At 36.9% G+C, this 21987-nt stretch carries 21 protein-coding genes; 4 read left to right on the top strand and 17 right to left on the bottom strand.

Annotation, left to right across the window (positions count from 1 at the left end; translation table 11 throughout):
- Positions 1–3326 (bottom strand): choice-of-anchor L domain-containing protein (locus DDY94_RS13940; RefSeq protein WP_114317113.1); only part of this gene is annotated, 3326 nt, incomplete at its 3' end.
- Positions 3327–3507: 181 nt separating this feature from the next.
- Between DDY94_RS13940 and DDY94_RS13935 the strand changes: the two genes are divergently transcribed.
- The 4 genes from DDY94_RS13935 (at position 3508) to DDY94_RS13920 (ending at position 6358) form a co-directional block, all read left to right on the top strand.
- On the top strand, positions 3508–4410 hold the full coding sequence (locus DDY94_RS13935; RefSeq protein ID WP_111685019.1) for a NifU family protein: 903 nt from the start codon (positions 3508–3510) through the stop codon (positions 4408–4410).
- A gap of 97 nt (positions 4411–4507) precedes the next feature.
- Entirely contained in the window at positions 4508–5185 is a 678-nt protein-coding gene (locus tag DDY94_RS13930) for a hypothetical protein (RefSeq protein WP_111685016.1), read from the top strand.
- A gap of 80 nt (positions 5186–5265) precedes the next feature.
- The gene (locus DDY94_RS13925) at positions 5266–5466 is read left to right on the top strand and encodes a dodecin family protein (protein WP_111685014.1); all 201 of its coding nucleotides are present in this window, start codon (positions 5266–5268) and stop codon (positions 5464–5466) included.
- A gap of 79 nt (positions 5467–5545) precedes the next feature.
- Positions 5546–6358, top strand: coding sequence for a mechanosensitive ion channel family protein (locus DDY94_RS13920; RefSeq protein WP_111685012.1), 813 nt, complete (start codon positions 5546–5548; stop codon positions 6356–6358).
- Here DDY94_RS13920 and tsaB read toward each other — a convergent pair.
- The 16 genes from tsaB to DDY94_RS13840 all read right to left on the bottom strand — a co-directional run bounded on the left by tsaB (position 6355) and on the right by DDY94_RS13840 (position 21981).
- Positions 6355–7029: a tRNA (adenosine(37)-N6)-threonylcarbamoyltransferase complex dimerization subunit type 1 TsaB gene (gene tsaB, locus DDY94_RS13915; protein WP_111685010.1), complete on the bottom strand. Its 675-nt coding sequence runs from the start codon at positions 7027–7029 to the stop codon at positions 6355–6357. The genes DDY94_RS13920 and tsaB overlap by 4 nt on opposite strands.
- Before the next feature lie 15 nt (positions 7030–7044).
- A complete protein-coding gene (locus tag DDY94_RS13910) occupies positions 7045–8349 on the bottom strand; it encodes an efflux RND transporter periplasmic adaptor subunit (RefSeq protein WP_111685008.1) in 1305 nt (434 codons plus the stop codon).
- Between the two features lie 2 nt (positions 8350–8351).
- Positions 8352–9794, bottom strand: a complete 1443-nt coding sequence (locus DDY94_RS13905; protein WP_111685006.1) for a TolC family protein — start codon at positions 9792–9794, stop codon at positions 8352–8354.
- Between the two features lie 50 nt (positions 9795–9844).
- The gene (locus DDY94_RS13900) at positions 9845–11005 is read right to left on the bottom strand and encodes an efflux RND transporter periplasmic adaptor subunit (protein WP_111685004.1); all 1161 of its coding nucleotides are present in this window, start codon (positions 11003–11005) and stop codon (positions 9845–9847) included.
- A 17-nt stretch (positions 11006–11022) separates the two neighbouring features.
- Positions 11023–12282: an ABC transporter permease gene (locus DDY94_RS13895; RefSeq protein WP_111685002.1), complete on the bottom strand. Its 1260-nt coding sequence runs from the start codon at positions 12280–12282 to the stop codon at positions 11023–11025.
- A gap of 1 nt (position 12283) precedes the next feature.
- On the bottom strand, positions 12284–13528 hold the full coding sequence (locus tag DDY94_RS13890; protein ID WP_111685000.1) for an ABC transporter permease: 1245 nt from the start codon (positions 13526–13528) through the stop codon (positions 12284–12286).
- Positions 13521–14222, bottom strand: a complete 702-nt coding sequence (locus tag DDY94_RS13885) for an ABC transporter ATP-binding protein (RefSeq protein ID WP_111684999.1) — start codon at positions 14220–14222, stop codon at positions 13521–13523. The genes DDY94_RS13890 and DDY94_RS13885 overlap by 8 nt, the downstream gene beginning before the upstream one ends.
- A gap of 117 nt (positions 14223–14339) precedes the next feature.
- A complete protein-coding gene (locus DDY94_RS13880) occupies positions 14340–14582 on the bottom strand; it encodes a hypothetical protein (protein ID WP_111684997.1) in 243 nt (80 codons plus the stop codon).
- A gap of 1 nt (position 14583) precedes the next feature.
- Positions 14584–15156 (bottom strand): DUF420 domain-containing protein, encoded by a 573-nt coding sequence (locus DDY94_RS13875; protein ID WP_111684995.1) that lies wholly within the window; start codon positions 15154–15156, stop codon positions 14584–14586.
- A 2-nt stretch (positions 15157–15158) separates the two neighbouring features.
- Positions 15159–15896, bottom strand: a complete 738-nt coding sequence (locus tag DDY94_RS13870; protein ID WP_111684993.1) for an SCO family protein — start codon at positions 15894–15896, stop codon at positions 15159–15161.
- Entirely contained in the window at positions 15889–16599 is a 711-nt protein-coding gene (locus tag DDY94_RS13865; RefSeq protein ID WP_111684991.1) for a hypothetical protein, read from the bottom strand. The genes DDY94_RS13870 and DDY94_RS13865 overlap by 8 nt, the downstream gene beginning before the upstream one ends.
- A gap of 92 nt (positions 16600–16691) precedes the next feature.
- Positions 16692–17138: a cytochrome C oxidase subunit IV family protein gene (locus DDY94_RS13860; protein ID WP_111684990.1), complete on the bottom strand. Its 447-nt coding sequence runs from the start codon at positions 17136–17138 to the stop codon at positions 16692–16694.
- Between the two features lie 21 nt (positions 17139–17159).
- Positions 17160–18161, bottom strand: a complete 1002-nt coding sequence (locus DDY94_RS13855) for a cytochrome c oxidase subunit 3 (protein WP_111684988.1) — start codon at positions 18159–18161, stop codon at positions 17160–17162.
- A 135-nt stretch (positions 18162–18296) separates the two neighbouring features.
- Positions 18297–18887, bottom strand: a complete 591-nt coding sequence (locus DDY94_RS13850) for a cytochrome c oxidase subunit 3 (RefSeq protein ID WP_111684986.1) — start codon at positions 18885–18887, stop codon at positions 18297–18299.
- Positions 18888–19790 (bottom strand): heme o synthase, encoded by a 903-nt coding sequence (gene cyoE, locus DDY94_RS13845; protein WP_111684984.1) that lies wholly within the window; start codon positions 19788–19790, stop codon positions 18888–18890.
- Between the two features lie 88 nt (positions 19791–19878).
- On the bottom strand, positions 19879–21981 hold the full coding sequence (locus tag DDY94_RS13840) for a gliding motility protein RemB (protein ID WP_111684982.1): 2103 nt from the start codon (positions 21979–21981) through the stop codon (positions 19879–19881).
- Positions 21982–21987: the final 6 nt, after the last annotated feature.

Genomic DNA, 21987 nt, shown 5'->3' with positions numbered 1-21987 from the left:
GGGTTGCCTCCACTGATCTCAGAGTTCTTCAAACTTAAATCTATGGCCGTTATTCCATCAGGGATACCATCATCACAAACCTCCAAAGCAAACGGAACAACAACTACCGGTAAGGGGTTGACGGTAAACTCTACCTGACTACTATTAGGACAAACGCCTGTAGTAACATATTCTATCGTGTAGCTTGCTCCTGGGGTACCTCCTGTAACATCACCTGTATTTGGATCGATCGTGGCCCCGTCTCCTGGTAATGGATTAAAACTAAAAACGCCTCCTGGGGTACCAGTGAGTGTTACTAAGCCTCCATCACAAGTTGGTTCTACTGTGAAGCTAGCATCATCTATTGGAAGTGCATTAAAATCTAAGCTCTCTGTCGCTGAACATACACCTGAGGTGGTATAGCTGATCGTATAGCTTGCACCAGGAGTACCTCCTGTAACATCACCTGTTACCGGATCGATAACAGCAGCATCCGTTGGTGCTACTCCAAAAGTGAAAGTTCCGCCCGGGGTGCCCGTGATAGTCACTGTTCCTCCATCACAAGTTGGGGTCACTGTAAAGCCAGCATCGTCGGCATCTATAACCGTAACATCTTGTGTCGATGTCTGTGGGCATGGCCCAGAAGTAGTGTATTCTATAGTATAAGTAGTTCCTGAAACGCCTCCTGTTACAGTACCTGTAGCTGCATCTATAACTGCTGCATCTGCTGGAACTGGATTAAAAGCAAAAGTTCCGCCAGCATCTCCAGTGATCGTCGCGGTACCACCATCACAAGTAGCGGTCATGGTAAAGCCTGGATCATCTAATGGTAAAACATCTAATACCTCTGTGCTCGATGCAGGGCATGCGCCTGTGGTGGTATAACTGATCGTGTAACTTACGCCTGGTTGAGCGCCTGTAACTTCTCCCGTGGCAGCGTCTATCACAGAACCATCCATTGGGTCTGGTGAAAATGCAAATACGCCACCTGCCGTTCCCGTTACTGTTGCCGTTCCTCCATCACAACTCGGGGTTAGTGTGAAGGTGGCTATATCTTGTGGATCAATAATTAGACTGAATACTGGATCAGGTGAAGCTTCAAAACAATTAGGATCTGCAATATTTTCAATTCTAACGAATATCTCTTCAATTGGACTATCTACATTGGTAAAAAGTAGCGGTAATGCACCAGTACCTGCACTCGCATCTGCAGCACTTAAATGATAAGTAATGTTAAATTCAGTATCTGATTGTGCACCTAAAATCCCAAAGGTCTGAGTACTTAAATCGAATTCCTCGAAACCATCGTTAGAAATATCATCACATACAACAATATCATTCACTGGATTTATAACCGATTGACTCGAGGCAGTAATTGTGAATGAAACAACATCAGAACAGCCTTGAGAATTATCTGCCATTCTGGCCCAAATAATTTGAGGATTTACTGTATTCACATAATTGTCGGGCAAAGGTGCTAAATTATTCATAGCATCTTGCTCTGTTAAATGATATGATATGACAAATTCAGTAGGATCTTGTGTTCCTAAAATATCATCATCATTTTGACGTAAATCGAAGGTTGCTGTTCCGCCACCAACATCACATGCAAATAGATCTTCTGGCATTCCTGCGGTAGGACTTGGTCTAAATTCAACAAAGATTGAATCAGATGCCGCACAGATACCTGCAAAAACTATATCTACTGAATACGTTCCTGTTTCACTAACTGTAATAGTTGAACCTGTTTCACCAGGAATTTCAACACCTTCAAAAAACCATGTGTGTGTTGCGGAGTCCACACTTGTATTTAATTCTATGTCCGTACCATCACATTCAGCTGTTCCGGCTTCAATAGTAATATCTTCACCTAAGTCTCCACCAAGATCAAAACTTCCGGCTCTTAGGAAAACACCAGAATCTTGAGCCGCATCTCCATCATCGGCAATAACAAGTTTAATGGTGTATTGTTCACCTGGAACCACGTTGGCCTGCGCTGTAAAAACTGCAGTTCTACCATCGAACGCAGTTGGTGGACTATTGAAAGGTGTATAACCTCCAAAAAATTGTTCATTTACAGCCGGACAAAATCCATTAAAAGGGTGAATATTTGTTACTAATATTGGCGTATTCGTTCCTGGTAATACCGCTAAATTTGTGGTATTACCCATGGAATCTGTCAATAAGAACGCAAATGCATCTGAGAAGTTACACTCAAAACTTCCCATGTCGTATTCTTCCGAAGCCATTAAAAAATCGAAACTAATATTATCGGCTAATGGTGTAAAATCAAATTGAATGAATGAAGCGTTATTCGAATTAACTCCGAGATTCGTATTTAAGTCATTATCGCCAGGCCATAATCCGATACTTCCAGTAGACAAATTTTGATCATTCGGTCCTCGTGCCTGACTCGCATCTCCACTGGTTAATATAATACCATCTTCAAAAGGAAAATCGATACCGTTACTTATAAAGTAGCCTATACCATTTGGTTCTGTTGGGCTAAAATTAATTCCTGTGGAAGAAATAACATTTGAAACTGTAGCACAAGGACTATTGATGAGGACGTCTTCGATCAATTGCTGTGGCGTGTAAGTATCTTGATCAACTACAACATTTGCACCTAAAACAAAAACGGTGATCGTTTCTGTATCTGAACATCCCTGAGGGTTGTCATCAGAAACCGTTAGTGTAACCGTATAGGTTCCTGGATTAGTAAATGTATTGGAAACATTAGTGCCCGAAGCTGTATTAGTATCGCCAAAATCCCAGTTATATGTAGCATTTGAACCATCTAAAGAAAAGGTTGCACTTCCTGTAAAGTCGACAGTATCACCAGGTAGAATGCTAATTACGCCCGAATTGTTTGTAGCAGGAACCGTGGAATCTATTGAAGCCATTATATCCTGACAAGGTGCCGCACACAAAATATTAGCGGCCCAACCTGAAGTTGAACCAGAATCGCTTGAAATAAATTCTACCGTAAGACAACCTGTTGTATTAAACACTTCGGTTGCGCTTATAGTAAAAGCACCAACCGGACCTTGAAACGTCCCAATAAGTGCAGCAGAAGTATCATCGCCGTCATAGATATTCATGACGTCTGCGTTTAATCCTTGCTGCGTTGTAAATTCTGTAAACTCAAGAATTATAAAATCGCCAGCATTTTGCGGACAAATAGTCGTTACAAGATTTTCGTCGTTTGCATAATTTCCAAATTCACCTCCAGAATCAAAAAAGCGGTCTGGTTCACATCGATTAAATGTGCCATTTTCCATTGAGATATCCTGTGAAAATCCTAGTGTAGAAATTATTAGAGCGGTGGCAAAAAATATCTTCTTCATAGTTAATTAGCTTCATTCAAAAACGTTGAAAAAGGAAGAAATTTTCTCTAACTATTCTCGTTTTTTGAAATGAGGACGAAATTTAATCAAATTATATGAATTGACTTAGGAATTTAGTTACAAAACATCATATATAGGATTAACGTATCATCTTAATATTTCATATTTTTGCAAAAAAAAGATGGCAAAGACAAATATCACTATAGTTCCCACTTCGAACGAGACAATTTTAAAGTTCGAAGCCGACCGGTTCTTAACCAATCATAACAGCTTTGAATTCAGTAATATAGATGACGCTAAGCATTCGCCTTTAGCACAACAATTATTCTATTTACCCTTTGTAAAAAAGGTTTATATAGCATCTAATTTTGTTGCTATTGAACGTTTCAACATTGTAGAATGGTCTGATGTTCAGGATGAAGTGGCTGCCCAAATTGAGGATTATCTTTCAAATGATGGTATTATAGTTTCTGAAGAGGCTATCAAACCTAAAGCAGCAGTGACCGTTTATGCAGAAAGTACACCTAATCCAAGTGTGTTAAAATTTGTTTGCAACAAAGTGCTAGTGCCTAATGTATATGAGTTCACTTCGATTGAAGAGGCCAAACCATCACCTTTAGCTACTGCACTTTTTCAATTTCCTTTTGTGAAGAACGTTTTTATGGAGAAGAATTACATTTCCATTACAAAATTTGATATCATTGAATGGGAAGAGATTACTCTTCAATTGCGAGAGTTTATAAAGGCTTATGTTGAAGACGGGAAAACGATTCTTAATGATGATGCTCCCCAACAATTAAACAAAACTGAAGAAGCTATTGAAGAAAAGTTTGAAGCTCTAGACGATACTTCGAAAAATATCGTTAACATACTTGAAGAGTATGTTAAACCCGCAGTAGCAAGTGACGGTGGTAATATTGAATTTAGATCGTATGACGAAAAAACAAAGAAGGTAGAAGTATTACTTCAAGGTGCATGTAGTGGTTGTCCGTCGTCAACATTTACATTAAAAAACGGAATTGAAAACATGTTGAAAGAAATGCTAAATGATACAGCAATTACTGTTAATGCTATAAATGACTAGCTTTCAATTAGTTTAAATACAAATTTATCTAATATATTAATCTACTAAAATTGTGTTCGGCACGATTTTGGTGCCCAAAAAATTAAAACTATTTATTATGAAATTTAAAATCAAAGGACTTACATCTATTTTAACTTTACTTGTTTTTACAGTAACTATTAATGCACAGACCGTTGACATTGCAACAGAGCGCGGTTTGATGTCTAAAAATGTAAGTAAAAAAATAAATGCTGATGGCTCACCATATGTAGATGAAGAATTTACTAGTATTAAAATAGATCAGTACAGTGACAAAATATACACTGGCCGCTACAATGCATACAACGATGAAATGGAAGTTAAGGTTGAAGGCGGAAAAATTGTGGCCCTAGACAATAAAAGTGAGCTTACAGTTAGATTTACGAGTAAAAATAAAGTTTATAAAACCTATAACTATACTACAGACAATGGCGTATCTAAACGTGGCTTTTTAGTAGTTGTAGAAGAATCAGATAAATTTGAATTACTCAAAAGAGAGTATATAAAATACTATCAAGGAGAAGAAGCAACTTCATCATACCAACAAGATAAACCAGCAACATTCAGAAGAGAGGATGACACATATTTCTTAAAAATGGATGACAAGATGATGTATATCCCATTGAAGAAAAAGAGTTTCTTAAAGGCATTCCCTGAGCATTCATCAGAGCTTAAGTCTTATATCAAAGAAAATAAGATCAAACTTAAGGATGAGGAAGACCTTGCCAAAATCATTAAGTATATCAGCGAACTGTAACTTTTGAAATAATTTGACTTTTAGAGTGACTTTTGTCGGTTTTATGTTTCTTATTTACGTTAACCATAAAACTATATCAAATGGCAATCTTAAAAGTAATAGAGGTTTTATCTAATTCGGATAAAAGTTGGGAAGATGCAACCAAAAAAGCGGTAAAAGAAGCATCAAAAACATTAAAAAACATTCGTTCTGTATACGTTCAGGATCAGAGCGCAATAGTAAAAGATAACGATGTTACCGAATTTAGAGTTAACCTAAAATTGACTTTCGAAGTCAAATAAATTCAAACCAATATTATAAATTTACTCGGCTAAAGGGCAGCCGAGTTTTTTTATTCAAATTAAAAATTAATTAATCAACATGGAAACACAAGACTGGATCGATAAGGGCTATAACCTTATTGTTGAATTCGCACCAAAATTAGTAGCAGCTATCCTGATTTGGATCATTGGTAGCTGGATCATAAAATTAATCCTCAAAGGTATTAAACGCGTACTGAACAAAGGAGACTATGATGTAAGCCTCAAAAAATTTCTAGTTAATCTTACCAACTGGATCTTAAAAGTTGTGCTCGTCGTAGTTGTACTAGGTACTGTAGGTGTTGAAACGACTTCTTTTGCAGCTATACTCGCAGCAGCTGGTTTGGCCATTGGTATGGCGTTACAAGGTTCTCTTGGGAATTTTGCCGGAGGTGTTTTAATAATGATATTCAAACCATTTAAAATTGGTGATCTTATTGAGGCTCAAGGAGAAATAGGCGTCGTAAAACAGATTGAGATCTTTACCACCAAATTAACTGGTATTACCAATAAAGAAATTATCATTCCTAATGGTGCACTTTCTAATGGAAACATTATAAACTATACTACTGAAGGTACCAGACGTGTTGATCTGGTTTATGGCGTTAGTTATGATTCTGACATAAAGCAAACTAAAGAGGTAATGATGAAGGTACTCACCTCTCATCCTAAAGTATTGAGTGATCCTGCTCCTGCAGTTACAGTATTAGAATTAGCTGATAGTTCAGTTAATTTTGCGGTTAGACCTTGGTGTAATGTTGAAGATTATTGGGATGTATATTTTGATGTTACTGAAAACATGAAAATTGAACTTGATGCTGCTGGTATTGAAATTCCTTACCCACATCAGGTTGAAATTCAAAAGAAAGGTTAATTACCTTTTGCTTTGATAGCAACAAAATCCTTTAAATAATAAGGCTCAAAATAGGCGACATCTTCGATGTCGCTTTTTTTGTACTTTAATTCTGAAAGGTACGCCATTTCGTTCGCCGAAGGGAGTTTTCCTTCAATAAATTCGGCATTAGAATGGTTAATAATAGCCTTGGTTTTTTCAACTCCGCTCCCAATGAAATACACTTTTCCTTCCTTCAGAATGTTACTATAACTTTCAGCTGTAATGACCTCTGCTTTGATAGCTCTTAGCGATTCAAAATTTGAAGAAAAAATAGCCGAATATACTTCCATTCGTCTGGCATCGAGCATAGGAATTATTGCACCGTCTTCGCACTTAACCTGTCGGGCTAAACTTTCTAAGGTAGAAATTGAAATTAGTGGTTTTTCTAAAGCATAACATAAGCCTTTGGCTGTAGAAACTCCAATTCTTAGTCCAGTATAAGAGCCTGGTCCTTTACTCACTGCTATCGCATCGATCTCCTTTGGATCAATTTGGGCAATTTCAAAGACTTCTTTAATAAATACGTGCAGCAACTCGGCATGAGAATAGCCGGCGCTATTGTCTTCCTTTAAAACTAAAGTCTCTCCATCCTTAGATAGAGAGACTGAACAATTTGTAGTTGCTGTTTCTATATTTAGCACTAAGGCCATTATGTGATCGTACTTTTATTCCTCTTCTTTTTCTTCTGAGGCTTCTGATTTTTTGTTTTTATCTTCGATGAGATCTCCAGGCTTAAGTGTTTTTGAAACCATATTATATGGTCCAGTAATGATTTTGTCGTCTTTGCTTAATCCTGAAACAACTTCAATAAAGGTATCATCCTGAATACCTGTTTCAACCACTCTAAGTTTGGCCTTACCATTGTCATTTATAAAAACACACTCAAACTTCTCCTCTTCCTTTTTTGGTTCATCACTAGCCTCTGTTGATACTTTGAAAGGTTTTTTGGTAGAGCTTGTATCTGTTTTTATTACAATTGCACTGATCGGAACAGCAATCGCATCTTTACGTGTTTTAGTAATAATGTCAACGGTAGCAGTCATACCTGGTCTAAACGGCGAATAGCTTTCAGGTTTACCTTCCGTTAGATCTGTGTAAGATTCTTCTAAAATCTTAACCTTTACTTTAAAGTTAGTTACCTGATCTGCCGCTAAGGTTCCTGCTGCAGAGTTTGCGATTTCAGTAACAACGCCTTTGAATTCTTTTTTCAAGTACGCATCAACTTCAACAATTGTTGAATCACCAATACTCACCTTAACAATATCATTTTCATTAACATCGACTTCAACCTCCATATTCGTAAGATCGGCTACTCTTAGGATTTCCGTACCTGCCATTTGTTGCGTTCCTACAACACGCTCTCCCAATTCAACACTAAGTGATGAAATTGTTCCACTCATAGGTGAATATATCGTAGTACGTGCCAAATTATCTCTTGCTTCATTCACAGAAGCTGCAGAACTTTGAACGCTGTAATACGCAGAATTTCGAGCTGCTTCAGCCGTTTCGTATGCCGCCACAGATTGATCCCAAGTAGCTTTAGAAATCACACCTTTTTCGAATAGTGTTTTATTTCTTTCATAGTCGGCTTTTGCTTGTCTGAGTGAAGCCTCAGCTTGTTCTAAACCGGCTCTGACATTTTGATAGGTTGCTTGTGATCGGTTAAGTGCTGATTGGATCAAATCTGGATTTACTCGTACTAAAAGATCTCCTTTTTTTACATCCTGACCTTCTTTAAACGGTAACTCAATAATCTCTCCTGAAACTTCTGATGATATATTTACTTCAACTTCTGGTTGAATTTTCCCAGTAGCCGAAACAGTTTCAACAATGTCCTTTAAGGCAACTTCTTTAACTGTAACCTCTTTAAAGTTTCCTTTTTTACCGAACCATCCCATTGATTTACCACCGATAAGAATTACGATAAAAAGAACAACAACGCCTAATATAATTTTTACTGTTTTACTCATAATTAGAACTTTAATTCAGTTGCAGGAATTCCGAAATATAATTCAAGCACCTTTAATTTAAAAATGTAATCGTATTTAGTTCTGTTTAACTCAATCTTTGCATTGTCATATCTCAATTTAGATTGACTAAAATCGAAAGCATTAGTTAAACCAACATCATAGCGTTCTTTAGCATATTCGTAGGCTAGTTCTTGCGATTCAAGGGCAGATTGTGCTGCTTCATAAGACTTCAATGATCCTTTAGCATCCACATAAGCTTGGTAAACTGTTGACTCTAAATCTAACTCGGCCTGTTCTAATTGAAACTTAGCACGCTCTAAACTTACACGACTTCTTTGAACATTGGCTTTTGTACTAAAACCATTTAATATTGGAATATTAATTTGAAGACCATAACCAATACCATCATTAAGATATAACTGATCTATAAAAGGATCGGCTGGCACTTCCACAGGAATAGTATTTGGAAACGTTGCAACAACGGATTGGCCAGTATCTTCAACTGTACCTATTTGTTGAGTCACCGTTGGATTATCAGGGTCTATCACTTGACTAAAGCCTGGTGAATCTGCATACCTAGTGTTATATCCAAAAAACGCTGATATCGTAGGCCAGTTTACACCTTTAGCAATTTTCAGATCTATCTCGGCCAATGCCACATCTTCTTCAGCAATCTTGATCTCTGATCTGTTTTCTTTTGCAGCGGCAATAATTTCTGATACATCTCTTCCAGAAACACCGTCGTCAACTATGTTATAACCTTCATCTTCAATATCAAAATTCTCATAGTCTTTGATCAATAATAACTGCGCTAGACTAATAAGTGAAATTCTAACATTGTTTTCAGCATTGATAATTTGCTGTTTTTCAGAGGCATTTGTTGCTTCTATTTCTAATAGATCGCCTCGTGGCAGTGAGCCAGCATCAACTAATTCTTTAGTCTGTTTTATTTGCTCTTGTGTAACTTCATTTTGAGATATTAAAACCTCGAGGTTGGCTTTATTTAATAGTACCGTTAAATAACCGTTAGCAACGAAAAGTGAAATATCATCTTTCATTTTATCCAGTCTATACTGGCTTGATAATCTAGAGATATCTGCTCTTTGAAGACGTCTAATATTTCTTAAACCATCAAAAATGGTATATCCAACATTTATATTACCAGAGGCAGATAGAAACGTTGTTGTCTGAGCATTATTTGTTAACGGGTTAAAACTTAAACCTGTATTTTCTGAAACACCAGAACTAACATTTAAGCTAGGAACAAAATTGCCCATTGCAGTAAGTTTATCAACTTCGGCTTGTTCTACATCTAGTTCACTTTGCTTAACAGATATGTTATTTTCTAGTGCATATTGAACACATTCCTTGAGTGTCCATTTTTTATTTTGTGCTTGCCCAATTACTCCGACAAGAAGTAAAAGGATTATGATTGATTTTTTCATGTTGTCTATTTGTCTCTTTAAACCTATAAGTGTTACACTAAATCTTAAAATTATTGTTGAGCATATTTCGGTACACCTTGTAATTGGTTCCAAACTTTAATTTTATCCTCCTTTGAAATACCATCTTTTACTTCCACAAAAATTCCATCACTAATACCAAGTTCTACTTCTTTTCTTTCGAATTGCTGATCGCCTACTTCAATTTCAACGAATGGTTTTTTAGTTTCATCATCGTACTGAACTAAAGCTTCTTTTATGGCTAAAACTTTCTCTGCTTTTTCTAAAATTATAGAAGCATTTGCACTTAATCCGGCTCTAATAAATGTAGAATCCATCTTCTCTAAAGATCCTTTAATTTCAAACTGAATGGCTCCATTTTCTTCAACACCCTTAGGTGCAATATAATCTAAAACAGCGTCAAATTTTACGTCTTCAATTGCACCAACTGTGATCTCAAGTGGTAAACCTTCTTTGATCTTTCCTACTTCACTTTCATCAACTTTACCTTCAAAGATCATTTTCTTTACATCGGCAAGTGATGCTATAGATGTGCCTTCATTGAAGTTATTGGCTTCGATGACTTGATTTCCTGCTTTTACAGGAACGTCTAAAACCATTCCTGATACTGTTGCTCTTACCAGCGTCTGCGCAATATTTCCAACTCCAGATGTTGTACCTGTTTTGATAATATCATAATTCTGACGTGCCTGTTGCACATTAATTCTTGCTTGCTCCACTTGTTGTTTTGCCTGTAGGTAGGTATTGTTCACCTGATCGAAATCATTTGCTGCAATAACACCTTTTTCGAATAACTCCTTCTGACGCTTAAAAATAGTCTCCTGAGTTTTGAAGTTGATTTCTGCCGTCTGCAATGAAGTTCTATTTGAAGCAATCGTATTTTTGGCACTTGTTAAAGACGATACATTAGGGATAACTCTGATCTTTGCAATGAGGTCACCTTGTTGCACATACTCACCAGCTTCAATATAAACCTCCTCTATAACTCCAGATATATTTGGTTTGATTAAAATCTCTTCCTTCGGAACAATACTTCCGGTGGCGACTGTTTTTACCACAATGGTTTCTTCAGTTGGTTCTTCGGAAGTATACTTTACTGGATCTTCCTGGTTTTTCATCCACAAATAATATAAGGCCACTGAAAAGGCAACTACAATAAGTGTTAAGAAAATAATGGTTTTTGTTCGTTTCATGGTTTGATGTAATTATTTTATTCCGTACGCAATGCGTCTACTGGTTTCATTTTTGTTGCTCTACTGGCAGGAATTAATCCTGCTAAGAGCCCTGATACAATTAATATGATAAGTGCTACAAAGACAACTTGCATGCCGACACTTGGATTAGCAAAATTTTCTACTGGCCCAGCATTATCTAGAATGGCATTCATCACCCAGATGACCAAGGCCGCAAAAGATACGCCCATCATCCCTGATAAGATGGTTAAGATTAAACTTTCTTGAAGAATCTGACCCTTTATCATGCCTGGTGTAGCGCCTAATGCTCTTCGTATTCCAATTTCTTTTGTTCGTTCTTTAACAACGATTAGCATAATATTGTTAATGCCAATAATACCTGATGCCAATACCAATATCCCCACAAAATAGCCTACAATGGTTAAGATTGAAAATAGACCACTTATGCGCTCAAATTGTTCTGAAAGGTCAAAATGACCGATGGCGCGTTCGTCATCAGGGTGTACTTTATGTCTCGACTTCATAAGATCGAAAACCTGTTGCTTTAGTGCTGTAATACTAACCTCATCGTTTGCAGTAATAGCCATCCAACCTACTCTATCACCTCTGTTGAATGCTTGTCCGAATGTGGTAAAAGGAATATAGATGGTATTTGCATCTTGTTCATTATCGCCCTGACTATTAGCCATTTTGAAGGTACCAACTACCATGAAATTAACACCGTTAATTTTAATATAGGTCCCCAGCGGATCTTCGTCTTTATCATAGAGACCTTTAATAACGTCTACACCTATCACACAAACCTTGCGCTTGGCATTGATATCTGAATAACTGATAAATCGCCCTTGAAGAATATCCATCGGTTGTTGCTTAATAAATTCTGGGTAATCACCATAAATTTCAAATGCACCCGTTTTCGTACCTCTTACGGCATTATTATTACCTCTAAATCCACCTAATTGATTTCTTGGCGATACATATTTTAAATTCGGCACTTCAGCCTTAATGGCTTCAACATCATCGATCTTGTAATTGAAATAGCGCCCCTTTGGTAGTCCTTTATATGGCTTGGTGGTACCTTGGGTCCACATGAACATTGAATTTGTAGCAAAATCACCAAAATCTGCAGTAACGCCATTTTTCAAGCCATTTGTTAATGCCAGAAGAAGTACAAGAATTGTAATACCCCAAAACACCCCAAACGCGGTTAAAAAAGTTCTGAACTTATTCGCGTTTAATGCCTCTAATATTTCGTTCCAACGTTCTTTATTAAACATTTTATTCTTCTCTTAAGGCTACAATAGGTTTAATTTTCGCCGCTCTGTATGCTGGTACAAATCCGGCCAGGGCTCCTGCAAAAACCAATAAAAAAACTGTGGTTATTGCAATACCAAAATCAACTTGAGGGTATTTTATAAAGTCGCTGTCTATTTGCGGGCCGACGGCTTCAAGCAATGCCAATCCGGTAATTAATCCAAATAAACCAGCAAACATAGTTACAAAAACAGCTTCTTGTAAAATCATTCCAACAATAGACATAGGCTGCGCACCGATAGCTTTACGAATACCAATTTCTTTGGTGCGTTCTTTAACGATAATCAGCATAATATTTCCAACGCCAACAATACCGGCGATGATTGTCCCTATTCCAACAAACCAAAACACAGCACTAATGGTATCGATAAGTGAGTAGATTTTTTTGGCCTCTTCGAGGGTGTACCATACACGAACGGCACTAGTATCGTCTGGTGCTACGATATGCATTTGTTTGATCTGCGCTTCTATAGCTTCGGAAACGCTTTTAGAAAGTGCAACAGCTTCATCAAAATTATCGGACATTTTACTGGTGAATTCCATTGATCGAATATCATTCCCAGCATTAAATACTTGTTGTGATGTAGAAATTGGAATAAACATGGTGCTTTCTTCACGCTCACCTCCCGGATCAAAATAGACACCGATCACCTTAAACGGCATATCAAAAATGGAAACATTCTTATTTATTGGATCTTCATCTTTAAATAAGTCTTTTTTCACTTTGTTGCCGATGACAACTACTTTCTTATTTTCTGCTATATCAGACTCGTTTATGAATCGGCCGCTTCCTATATCGGCGTTTTCAATAAACTGGTAGTCGCCATTTGTACCTCTCACCTGGTAATTCCCAGATTCGTTTTTATAGTTTACACGAGCACCCCATAGGCTATAAATAGGTGATTTTCGCTCGAGATAATCTCCATACTTATTCACTACGGCGTCAAAACTTTCAGTGGTGAGCTGAATTCGACGGCCAGGATTTAAACCCTTGTATTCTTTGGAAGTGACATTGGTCCAGATAGAAATTTCGTTTGTTGCATCTTGCTCAAACTGTGTGCGAACGCCATTTTCAATGCCTTTACTAAAACCGAGTAAAATCACCAAAATAAAAATACCCGAAGCCACAGAAAGACCTGTCAAGAAGGTTCTAAGTCTGTTCTTGTTAAGCGCTTCAAATATTTCTTGCCAACGTTCTATACTAAACATGAGCTTTGGCTTTAACTTGATTTACATTTTCATCCTTAATAATCACACCGTCTTTTAGATTAACGATACGTTTCGTCATATGAGCAATATCATCCTCGTGCGTTACAATGAGAATAGTTTTCCCTTCGTCGTTTATTTGTTGAATGAGTTCCATTACCTCATATGAAGTCGTAGAATCTAAAGCTCCTGTAGGTTCATCGGCCAATAAGACCTTTGGCTCACTTGCCAATGCTCTTGCTATTGCAACACGTTGTTTTTGACCTCCAGAAAGTTCGCTTGGCAAATGGTGATGCCAATCGGCCAGCCCTACCTTTTCGAGATAATGCATGGCTCGATCCGTACGTTCTTTTCGCTTCAAACCTTGATAATACATAGGCATTGAGACGTTATCTAGGGCGGATTTATAATTAATTAAATTGAAAGACTGAAAGACGAACCCCAAAAACTGATTGCGGTACTTAGCTGCAATTTTTTCATTTAAGTCTTTTATAACCACGCCATCAAGGGTATAAGAACCTTTATCTGCTTCGTCTAACATTCCTATTATGTTTAGCAATGTTGATTTCCCAGAGCCTGAAGACCCCATAATTGAAACCAATTCACCTTCTTCAACCGTAAAGTTTATTCCTTTAAGTACGTGAAGCGAATTGCTCCCCATATGGTAAGACTTATGCAAATCTTTTATCTGTATCATAGACTGGATGGTTAACAAGTGCAATTTTAAGAAAATCCTTATGGCTTTTGTGCCAAGAAATTGTTAAGACTTCCTATGCAAACTCGATATATTTAAGACTATTAAAAGAAGAAATTGTTACACAATTTGGTCAGAATTTTCGACCTTTTTTGATTTGTTGTAAGTTCTGTAAACAATATAGCCTATTGTTGCCACCAAAATATAGGGTACAGCCATCAAAAACATGATGCCATCATTTATGCCTTCAGCTGCAGTTTGATCTTCACCGCTTTCGAGCACAGCTCGGCACATGGCACACTGTGCTTTGGCCTGAAGCACAAAGAAAAAAGTGATTAGCGATATGATAACTTTCTTTTTCACATTAAGCGTAATACGGTGAAATCATTAAGTAAACTACAACTCCGGTAACAGCAACATATAACCACAATGGAAATGTTTTTTTAGCAATCTTTTTATGACGTTCGAAATTACTGGTAATCGCTCTTACATAGGTAATTAGAACGAAAGGAATAACACCTATTGATAATAAAATATGACTGAATAAAATGAAATAATATAAATATCGGATATTCCCTAACTGACTTAATTCTGCGGCATTTAATTCGCCGTCTCCGTTAAGGTCACCAAATTTTGTTGAATCGCTCGTCATGTGATATAAGACATACATCACCAGAAATAATACTGACAGAATAATAGCAAATTTCATTAAACGCTCGTGCATTTTTCTATTGCCTCTTTTTATCATGATCACAGCGATGATTAGAACTACAGCCGTTAATGCATTTATAGTTGCATATACTGGTGGTAAAAAAATTGGTAATTCTACATCGATCTTTACCCCGAACAAAATGACTACAACTAAAGGAATAGCCACTGAAAGGATAGCAATCCACTTATTATATTTTTTTTCCTTATCTAAATCAACAGTACTCATAATTACTCTTTCAATAATTTTGCGATATCTTCTTTTAATATGGTGATCTCTTGCGGAATCCCGTCTTCATCTTGTCCTTCTGCTTCTGAAATGAGTCCGTTGTAAAAGATCAGTGGGTTACCAAAATCGTCTCTTCTTGAACGGATAAATCCTTCTTTGTCTATAAGGGCAAAATTACCTGAATGCTCAAAACCGCCTTCTACGGTATCATCTTTAGCCGTATACAAATTGAAACCTTCATTGGCAAGCTTATATATAGCGGTTTCATCTCCGGTCATGAGATGCCAATTAGGATTGGTAATGCCATAAGCTTCGGCATAAGCTTTTAATACTTCTGGCGTGTCTATATCTGGGGTAATTGAAAAAGATGCTACACCAAAGTTCTCAAATTCTTCAAAATGATTTTGAACGTCCACCAAATTACGATTCATAATGGGGCAAATCGTAGGGCACGAGGTAAAAAAGAACTCTACGACATAAACCTTCCCAAGGTAATCTTCATCTGTAATGGTTTCTCCATTTTGATCAGTAAAACTGAACGATGGTACTTTTCTTTTTTTTCCATCTAGAGGAATATAAGCCAAATCGCTAGCCCCTTTGGCAACATCTTCACTTCTACTTTCTTCTCTTGTAATATCACCATCACTCACTCTATTTATGATCTTCGGAATGAAAATAATTCCAAAGACTAAAATGATGAATGCAATACTAACGTATGAATAATTTGTTTTTTTACTCATTGCTTTGTTTAATTCCTTTTTGTCGTCGCCTATCGGATTCTGCGAAATTGCCTTTTCGTTTATCTCTATATTCTTTGAAAAGTACGCGCATGTCTTCAGCAGCCATTTTATTTTTTAATTCGCCCACATCAATACAATCATAATCAAATAGCCCATACAATGGCGCTTCGTCCTCTATTTCTTTTTCTGTTCTATCATCGAGCCTACCGCGCTGATTCATATCGCGATCAATGATATATACAGAATCTGAACCCAAGTCTTCTGTTAATTCAACTTCCGTTTTCAGGCTATTAAATACACGTCTGATTTCATTCTCATCAGCATATAATAAATGCCAAAATCTGAGATCTTCGTAAGATTTAATTTCTTTGAGCAGCGTCTCAGCTTCAGATTTGGCTGATGGTGGCAGCATTACTACAACTTGAAAGGTTTTAAAACCTTTATTTCTATCGTAAATAAGTTCTTTAAGATTGAATGCTGCAGTGGAGTGCGTAAGTGGTTTTTTTCCCCAGAATGACAATACAGTGAGGTGTCCGTCAATTTGAAGATTATCTTTATTTGATGGTAACTCAGCAATATTTTCTTTTACAACATCGAGTGGATTATAATTGTCTTTAGAAAGCATCATTACAATAATAAATGCCACTGGTAAAAAGAATAAAATACTCAGTACAATGTTGCGTTTTTTGCTACTCAATTCCATACTGCAAAAATAAAAAAGGTGGTTCAGAAAAACCACCTTTTAATATCTTATTTAACACTTTAATCGTGTCTAAATCATTTCAAAATAAACCTTTAGAAATCTCTTTTGATTAACGCGTCGTCGGTATTATAAACATCATACACATAACCACCTTCTTGCAATAAGATAAAGATCAAATAACAAATAAGGAAAACTGCAGTCCATACGACCATACGCCTTAGCGCCTTCACTTCGTCTCTCATGTGCATGAAATCCCAGGTAATGTAATAGGCCTTCACAAGGGTTAGTAGGATAAAGATAAGGTTAAGGGGTTTCATGTAAACAAAAGGTGACAAAATAATGTTTGCCAATGTTGCAAAGAATCCGCCTTCTATTGGGTTGATCCAAACTTCCATTAAAACAGCTGGTTTGTAAATACCAAGTATTACCTCTATCGCTGTTACAAATGTTAAGAATGCTAATACACCCCAAATTTTTTGTGTGTTCGACTTAAATTTCCAAAGTCCTCTAAATATCTCTAATTTATGTTCGTGCGCCATAACTAAATCTCAAATTGCTTTTTATACTAAGTAGAAGAATGTAAATACGAATACCCATACTAAATCGACAAAGTGCCAGTAAAGACCAACTTTTTCGACCATCTCATAGCTTCCTCTTCTTTCGTAGGTTCCTAAGATGACATTAAAGAAGATAATGATATTGATCACTACTCCTGAAAATACGTGGAATCCGTGGAATCCAGTAATAAAGAAGAAGAAGTCAGCAAATAATGATGTTCCGTATTCGTTCACACGAAGGTTAGCACCTTTCACTACTAACTTTCCGTTTTCTTTGATCTGTTTCAAGGATTCTTCCCTAGAAAGTACAGTTTTTTCGCCTTCCTCGTTTATAATTTGGTTTCTTACTAATATGTTTTCGTTAGCTTCTAATCCGTTATAAATTTCATTTACACTGTATGGAGGTAATGACGATTCCGTAACGAACCACAAACCATTGCTACGTCCGTGCTGCGAACGCTCTGTCGGGCTTGTTACAGCAAACTCATCTATAGAAATACGTTTGAACTTTTCTTCGCCATCAACAGTAACATATTCTCCAAATTGAAGTATGTTTCCGCCTTTAGTTTGAACAGCTCCATAATCTCCTTGAATAAATGTTGCCCATTCCCAAGCCTGAGAACCAACGAATATTGCACCACCGATGATCGTTAAGAACATATACAATGTTACTTTGGCTTTATTCATGTGGTGCCCTGCATCTACAGCTAATACCATAGTAACTGAAGACATAATCAGTATGAAGGTCATGAAGGCTACATAGATCATTGGTAATTCTTGTCCATGTAAAAATGGTACGTGAGTAAATACCTCATCGGCTATTGGCCATTCTTCAATAAACTTAAATCTAGAAAAACCATAGGCTGCTAAAAATCCTGAGAATGTAAGTGCATCGGAAACGATGAAGAACCACATCATCATCTTACCATAACTCGCCTTTAGAGGTTTGTTACCACCTCCCCAAGTTCTTCCTTCTGTACCAGTATCTGCTACTGTAGTATCCATAGAAACAATTTAATTTTTAAGGTTGGACAAAAGTAATCAAATTCTTTATTTAAAGAAACACCAAATTTCAATTTTTAAGCTTATTTCGGCACTAATGAAGGATACCTTTTGCTTTACTTTAAAAATCGCTCTTCGTTATTTGAAAAAATAAAGAAATAAAAACAAGCATATCCAAAGAATATCAACAAAATGCCAGAAATTCCCAGCCAGTGATAGACCCAGCATATTATTTGAATTATACTTCTGTTTAAAATGATTATAAATTACAACTAATAGGCATATTAATCCCACAGCAACGTGTGCTATATGCACTGCAGCAATAAGATAGATATATGAAACCGTAATATTACTTGTTGGTCCTGTAAAATTATACCCGGCTTCGATGATCTGACCAAAGCCAATAAATTGTACAATAATAAAAATAACGCCTAGCACAAAAGTTAACAAAAGCCCTATTGTAGTTAATTGTCTATTGCCATTTTTGAGCGCATTTTTGGCCCATATAAATGTGAGACTACTTAATACAATTACTCCAATACTTATTAAAAAAGCACTTGGCAACTCATAATCAATAAGCCAGTCTTTATTATAACGTTGTTTCTTACTTACTAGAAAGGCACTTCCCCATGCTGCAAAAGACATTACCAATGATCCTATGGCAAACCATAGCATCATTTTCTTTGCTCTTGCTTTCTTCTCTTCTGGTGTTCCTTGTGTTAAATCCATTTATCTCAAAAATTTATCTACAACATATATGATCTGTAACATCGTAATGTAAAACACACTCGATAACATCAATTGTTTCGCCGCTTTTATGGTACGTTTTTGAAACAATTTTAAGGCAAAAGCCAGCATTACTAATCCTAATAAGAATACCAGAATTGCGCCTACAATTGATAACTGTAAGTCGCCTGTAAATCCAAATACAGGAATAATTGATGCTAACACCGTCCAAACACTGTACATAATAATTTGAACTGCAGTCCCCTTATCGGGCTTCCCTGTTGGTAACATAAAAAACCCGCCTTTTTCGTAGTCTTCGTGCAAAAACCAACCAATTGACCAAAAATGAGGGAATTGCCAAAAGAATTGAATCGCAAATAAAGTTCCCGGTTCAATACCAAACTCATTGCGTGCTGCAACCCAACCAAGCATAAAAGGAATGGCTCCAGGCAAGGCTCCAACAAATACTGCTAAAGGTGTTTTTGTTTTTAAAGGTGTGTAAACGCTTGTGTAAAGAAATATAGAAATAGCGCCCCACATTGCTGTTTTCGGATTAATAATATATAAGGTTATTAACCCTAAAACTGTAAATGAGGTAGCAATAATGAATGCTGTATTTACCGACATGCGACCTGCAGGAATAGGTCTGTTTTTGGTGCGATCCATCAAAGCATCGAGGTCGCGCTCAATTATTTGGTTGTATGCATTCGATGCCCCAACCATAAAATAGCCTCCGAAGGCTAAGAGCAACAACGTTGTAATATCTATACTTTCAGCACCAAGAAGATAACCTGCAAGAGCAGAAAATACCACACTTATGGACAATCCCATCTTTGTGATCTCCTTAAAATCTGTGATTACAGAAGCTTTTGATACTGAAGATTTTGTACTACTCAAACCATTCATACTTTATCTCTTTCATAGCGAGTGCAAAGATAGTTTGAAAAAAGGTTTTGACCAACGCAAACCCAAGTTTTATAATTGGTTTAATATTCTAAAAATCGTTATACCAATTGAACAAGTCAGTTCTTAATCCGATGCTAAACCAAAGTGTATTAGAATCCATTGTTGTTGCTGTAATGGCATCAGGATTAAAATCCCTAAAGATAATATTGGCAAACAGTCGAAGATTTGTTTCAGGATTAACAACATAACCTACCTGTTGTTCCCACATAAAACTATTGGTCTTATTACCCTGACCAATGGTTATCCCGGTGTCACTCGGACGATCATTTTCGTTGGAATAGATATCTCCTCCGTAGGCGAAGCTGTCTTCATCAGAATTAAAATCGAAACCACGCTGACCCATAATGAGTTTTCCATCTGCAAACCAGCGTTTGTAGTTATAGCGCCCAATTAACACCAGCTCTCTAAAGTTTGCTCCCCAGAGATGCGCCATTGGTTGGTTGAAGTGCGCATAATTAAGTATTTCTGTATTGTGCGAATAGGTATAAGGGCGCACCTGATTGTATTCGGCCTGTAATAAGAGATTGTCAACATTAAAGGCATTGTAGTATTTGGCACCAAGTTGGAAGCCAAATTTATTTTTCCAGCTTTTATTTCCTCCGGTAACGTCGCTCAAAGAAAATTCATCAAGTATGAATTGACCGTAAATATTTACCTTATTATTCCATTTATATTTTGCGCTCAAACCTAGGATGGCGTTTCCGGCACCTTGTCCCGTCTGAAATTCAATCGCTCTAAAAAATATAATCGGGTTAAGATAATTGACATCGAAACCTCTTCCATTTGTGTCTGCCCACATCACAGATTCAAACAGACCGATGTTCAGACGTTTAGATACATTCCAACTCAAATAATGATTAGCCATATATTTTGTTAGAAACGCGTCGTCCACAACCACTTCTGGCCGTACGTCTTTTAACCACATCCAGGTGCTCGTGTACTTGATCTTCCAGAAGGTAGCATTCAATTTTAAAAATGGATACGGACTAGCCACATCACTCTGGAATAAAGATCGATAGCCATCACCTATAAAATTCTTTCCATGACCAAATTGAATGTTTAAAAAGTCTGCTGGCGTGTAGGACAAATAGGCTTCGGCTACAGGATAATCATACGAGTTTTCTTTGAAACGTTTTGCGATACCTCTACCAGGTATAATGGCTGGGTCTGGACCAAACGCTCTCAGACCATCAGCAAACTGGTTAAAGTAATCCGCAAACCGTCCTTGACTTTCATAAATTGAGGTTGACAGATTGAAACGTTTACCTAAACCGGCTTGGATAAAAATACCTCTTGTATTATTCCATGTACCATCATCGCCTTCAGAATCTGCACCCACTTGAAGGTCTACAATCGGATCTACGGTAAACCAGTAATCCTTCCCTTGCACTTCCACCATGTGTTCATTATACAGCTTTCGACCAAACCATGAATCTACATCTTTTGCAAGTGCTTCCTTTTCGGCCTTAATATCATAATAACGTGCAACATCACTATAAACAAAAGGCTTAGCCGCAGTATGGCTATTGGTGCCAATAGCATTCATTTCGTCATCAAAACGGGCATAAAATGAATGTGTGAATGGTATATTCAACTCGCTACTATACTCTAGCTTTTCATAAGGTTTTAATTCATCATTGACAGCATCAAACTCTTCTGATAGCGTAGCATTTAACTGATCAACTTCACTACTTGCATCTTCAGTCTTTTGGTCGATTTCTTTAACTGGCTCCGTTAAAGGAATAGCTACACTAATACTATACTGAACAAAGGTTGGTTTAGCATTATAGGTGGCAGGTGTAATCTTCGGAAGTAAGTCGAAAACACGTCGGCCTTCAGTTTTTAGTTCCTCATAAATAGCATCGATATAAATAACTCTAAATTCACCCTCTTTATTAACTTCAAATAAAATCTGAACATCACCTGAATAGGCTTCATCAGTTACAATTTGAGGTGTCTTAAAATTCTTGTAGATAAAACTGTTAAGTGTAAAATTAAAACAAGATTGAAGCTGCTCTACTGCTAATGAATCGCATTCGCTAAATACTGGCGGTTTTTCGTAGGTGGAGAGGGTTTGAGAATAACTTTGAAGAGTTATTAATAAACATACAACAAGCCAAAAATGCTTCATAGATCA

It is taken from the genome of Winogradskyella tangerina, from assembly GCF_003260205.1.
GTDB classification, from domain to species: domain Bacteria; phylum Bacteroidota; class Bacteroidia; order Flavobacteriales; family Flavobacteriaceae; genus Winogradskyella; species Winogradskyella tangerina.
This window is presented reverse-complemented; position numbering and strand designations above follow the sequence as displayed.